General features: G+C 73.1%; 2 protein-coding genes. Both read right to left on the reverse strand.

The window, feature by feature from the left end:
* Positions 1-28 precede the first annotated feature (28 nt).
* Positions 29-1,051, reverse strand: a complete 1,023-nt coding sequence (locus ACFRAR_RS33075) for a serine hydrolase domain-containing protein (RefSeq protein ID WP_380703021.1) — start codon at positions 1,049-1,051, stop codon at positions 29-31.
* The coding region (locus tag ACFRAR_RS33080; RefSeq protein ID WP_380703023.1) for an amino acid adenylation domain-containing protein at positions 1,044-3,652 on the reverse strand (2,609 nt) is incomplete at its 5' end. The genes ACFRAR_RS33080 and ACFRAR_RS33075, both read right to left, overlap by 8 nt.

Below are 3,652 nucleotides of genomic sequence, written 5' to 3' on the forward strand. Positions count from 1 at the left end.
GCCACGGGTCGGTGGTGCCCCCGCTCCGTCATGTGTAGGCCGCGGCGACCAGCTCGTGCACCATCGGTGGCACCCGCATGGTGCCCCGGACGGTCGGGCTGATCACGTAGCCGAGGCGCCGCCCCAGATCGGGGGTGGTGGCCATGCCGGCCAGGGTGCCGTGCACGATCCCGGCCATCCCCCACAGCACCACGCCGTTCGGCAGTTCCAGGCGGTCCAGGCCGGCGCCGGCGTGGGCCATGCCGCCGCCGTTCAGGTAGGGCACCGCGGGCACCTCGAACAGCACCCGCCGCACCTCCGCCGGCAGCAGTTCCCCGCCCACCAAGGCGGTGAGGAAGCGGTCCAGGTCGGGCAGGGTGGAGACCATCTCGCCTGCCGCGCCGTGGATGGACGGGTTCTGTTCGGTGACGTCGACACCGGCGTCGTAGCCGCGCAGGTGGGGCTGCGGCAGGGTCGGGTCGGTCCCGGGCAGCGACGTGCCGGTCAGGCCGAGTGGGCGCAGCAGCCGGTGCTCGACCTCGTCCCGGTAGCTGCCGCCGGTCACCGCGTCGATCAGCAGGCCCGCGAGGTCGTAGTTGGCCCGGGCGATCTGCTGTCGGGTACCGGGCGGGTGGAGCAGCGGCAGCCGCAGCGCCCTGGCCACCCGCTGCTCGGGGGTGAAGGTGTTCAGGCGGTGCCGCAGGAACCACCCGGTGTCGTTGTAACGGACGTCGCCCTCGTCGGCCAGTCCACTGGTGTGATTGAGGAGTTGGCGGACCGTCACCGGGCGGCGGACCAGATCCGGCAAGTGGATCGACACCGGGTCGTCGAGACCGATCCGGCCCTCGGCGGCCAGCTGGAGCACCACGGTGGCGACGAAGGTCTTGGTGACCCCGCCGATCCGGAACCGGTGCCGGAGGTCGATCGGTTCACCAGTGGCGAGGTCGGCCGTGCCGGAGCCGGCCGTCCAGGAACCCCCCTGAACGGCCGACCCGGTGAGCCGGACCAGCACGGCATGTGCCTCGCCGTCCGCACGCCGGCCCACCACCCGCCACAGCGCGGCCTCAGTCATCGGCGCCGCCCCACCCTGCCCGGGCGGTGCCGTCCTCAAGGCTCTCCACCGGCAGGTCCTGGGCCTCCGCCCAGCGCCTGGTCATCTCGCCACGCGCGATGCCGCCGCCGGAGTCGCGGACGACCTGGACCAGAAAGCTGTGCACCTGCTTGCCCGACTCGGAGTTGGTCAGGACGACCATGCCCTCGCCGCTGTCGATCCGGGTGAAGGTGCCGACCCGGAAGCCGACGGTGCGCCCGCCGTGGCCGAACTCCAGGTCGCCGCCGGTCGTGTCCAGCACGCTGCCGAGGCCGTAGAAGCTGCCCGGGTGCCAGATCGTCAGCATCTGCTGCGCCAGCGGCCGGGTGAGCAGGCGGCTGGGTTCGCCGCGGTGGGCACGGCGGATCTCCAGGGCGACCTTGGCGAGGTCGGCGGCGCTGGACCACAGGCCGCCGGCGGCCATCTCGTTGCGAACCCGCCAGCGCCCGGCGATCGGCGCGCCGTGGGCGTCGTGCCCGATCGCCACCGGGGCGGCGGACAGTCGCGGGTAGTCCTGCTCGAAGCTGCTGTCGGTCAGCTCCAGCGGCTCCAGCACCATGCGCCGCATCATGTCCGTGAAGGGCTCGCGGGTGACGTCGTGGAGCAGCTGCTGGAGGACCGAGTAGTTGATGTTGGTCTTCCGGAACGCCGACCCGGCGGGCTTGTCAGCCCGCACCGGCTCGTTGGTGGCCACCCCGGTGCCGGTCAGCACCTCCAGTACGGTCGGCATGGTCTCGGCAGGCAGGAAGTTGGTCGGCGGGACGTGGCTCAAACCGGCCTGATGGCTGAGCAGTTCACGCAGGGTGATGACAGCTCCGCCGGGCACCTGCCAGCTGCTCAGGTAGCGGTTGAGATCGGTGTCGAGGTTCAGCGTGCCGTCGGCGACCAGCTGCAGCACCGCCAGTACGGTGACGTGCTTGCTGACCGAGGCGACCTGGAACGGGGTCCGGGGGGTGACCGGCTCCGGCCGGTCCACGGCGGTGACGCCGAAGCCTTCGAGGCCGACCACCTCGCCGTCGCGCAGCAGCGCGATGCTCACGCCGGGGACGTTGTGCCGGTCCATCACCTCCAGCAGGCGGTCCCGGTCGATCTCGAGTGCCGGCACGGGCGCCGGTGCCGGCACGGGCGGCTGTTGAACCCTCATGTCCTGTCCTTCCGTCAGTGCGTCCACGGCCGCAGCGAGATCGGCCAGGGTGTCGTAGTCGTAGAGCATCCGCAGCGTCACCGGCAGGCCCCGCCGGGTGGCGGCCGCGATGACCTTGATGATCAGCAGCGAGTTGCCGCCGTAGTCGAAGAACCCGTCCCGGGCGCTGACCCGGTCGAGGCCCAGCACACGGGTGTAGATCTCCGCCAGCGCCCGCTCGGTGGGAGTGTCGGGGGCCACGAAGTCGTCGTCGTGCACCGGTTCGGGGGCCGGCAGGGCGCGCCGGTCGAGCTTGCCGTTGGCGGTCAGCGGCAGGCGCTCCAGCGGGATCACCACGGCCGGTACCAGGCTGGGCGGCAGCTGCGCCGCCAGCTCCCGGCGCAGCTCGCGCGGCCGGAGCCGGGCTCCGTCGCGGAGTACCGCGTAGCCGACCAGCCGGCCCTCGTGGACGGTCACGGCCGCCTCGCGGACCTCGGGCAGCGCGGCCAGGGCGGCGGCTGCCTCGCCGGGCTCCACCCGGACACCGTTGATCTTGACCTGGTCGTCGGCCCGGCCGACGTACACCACCACGCCGTCCGGGCGGACCCAGGCCCGGTCACCCGTCCGGTACAACCGGGAACCCGGCACACCGAACGGGTCCGGCACGAACCGCTCCGCCGTCAGCCCCGGCCGGCCCAGGTAACCCCGCGCCACCCCGACCCCGCCGACACACAACTCCCCCACCACGCCCAGCGGCACCGGACGCAGCCCCGCGTCCAGCACCCGCACCACCACACCCGGCAGCGGGGCGCCGATCGGCGGCGGGCCGTCGAGCCGGTCGAGGGCGAGGTGCTGGGCGGTGGCGTCGACGGTGCACTCGGTGGGGCCATAGGTGTTCCACACCTCGCGGTCCCCCGTGGCCAGCAGGCTCTCGGCCAGGGCCGCGCCGAGCGGTTCCCCGGCAGTGAACAGCAGCCGCAGCGAGGTGCACCGCGGCCAGTCCGGCAGCTCGGTCAGCAGCTGCCAGACCGACGGGACCGCCTGGAGGACCGTCACCCGGTGCTCGACGGCGCTGCGCAGCATCGCCGACGGGTCGCGCTCGGCGCCGTCGGGGGCGAGCACCAGCATGCCGCCGCCCGCCAGCGGGGCGAACACCTCCCAGACGGCGGCGTCGAAGCCGATGGAGGTCTTCTGCAGGACCCGGTCGTCCGGGCCGATGTCGTGGCGGTCGACCGCCCAAGCGACGCGGTTGGCGAGCGCGCCGTGGGTGATCTGGACACCCTTCGGCCGGCCGGTGGAACCCGAGGTGTAGATCACGTACGCCAGCTGCCCCGGATCCACCGGCGACAACTCGCACGGCACGGCCCCGACATACGGATCCTCCGGCACGACCACCCGCCCCAGATGCTCCGGCAGCCCCCGCGACAGGACACCGTCGGTCAGGACGAGCCGAGCCCCGG

The organism is Kitasatospora sp. NPDC056651 (genome assembly GCF_042792155.1).
Taxonomy (GTDB): domain Bacteria; phylum Actinomycetota; class Actinomycetes; order Streptomycetales; family Streptomycetaceae; genus Kitasatospora.

What these genes read in the sequence shown, in the direction of transcription:
- ACFRAR_RS33075 (WP_380703021.1), bottom strand. Translation starts at nt 1,051, where the DNA reads ATGACTGAGGCCGCGCTGTGGCGGGTGGTGGGCCGGCGTGCGGACGGC.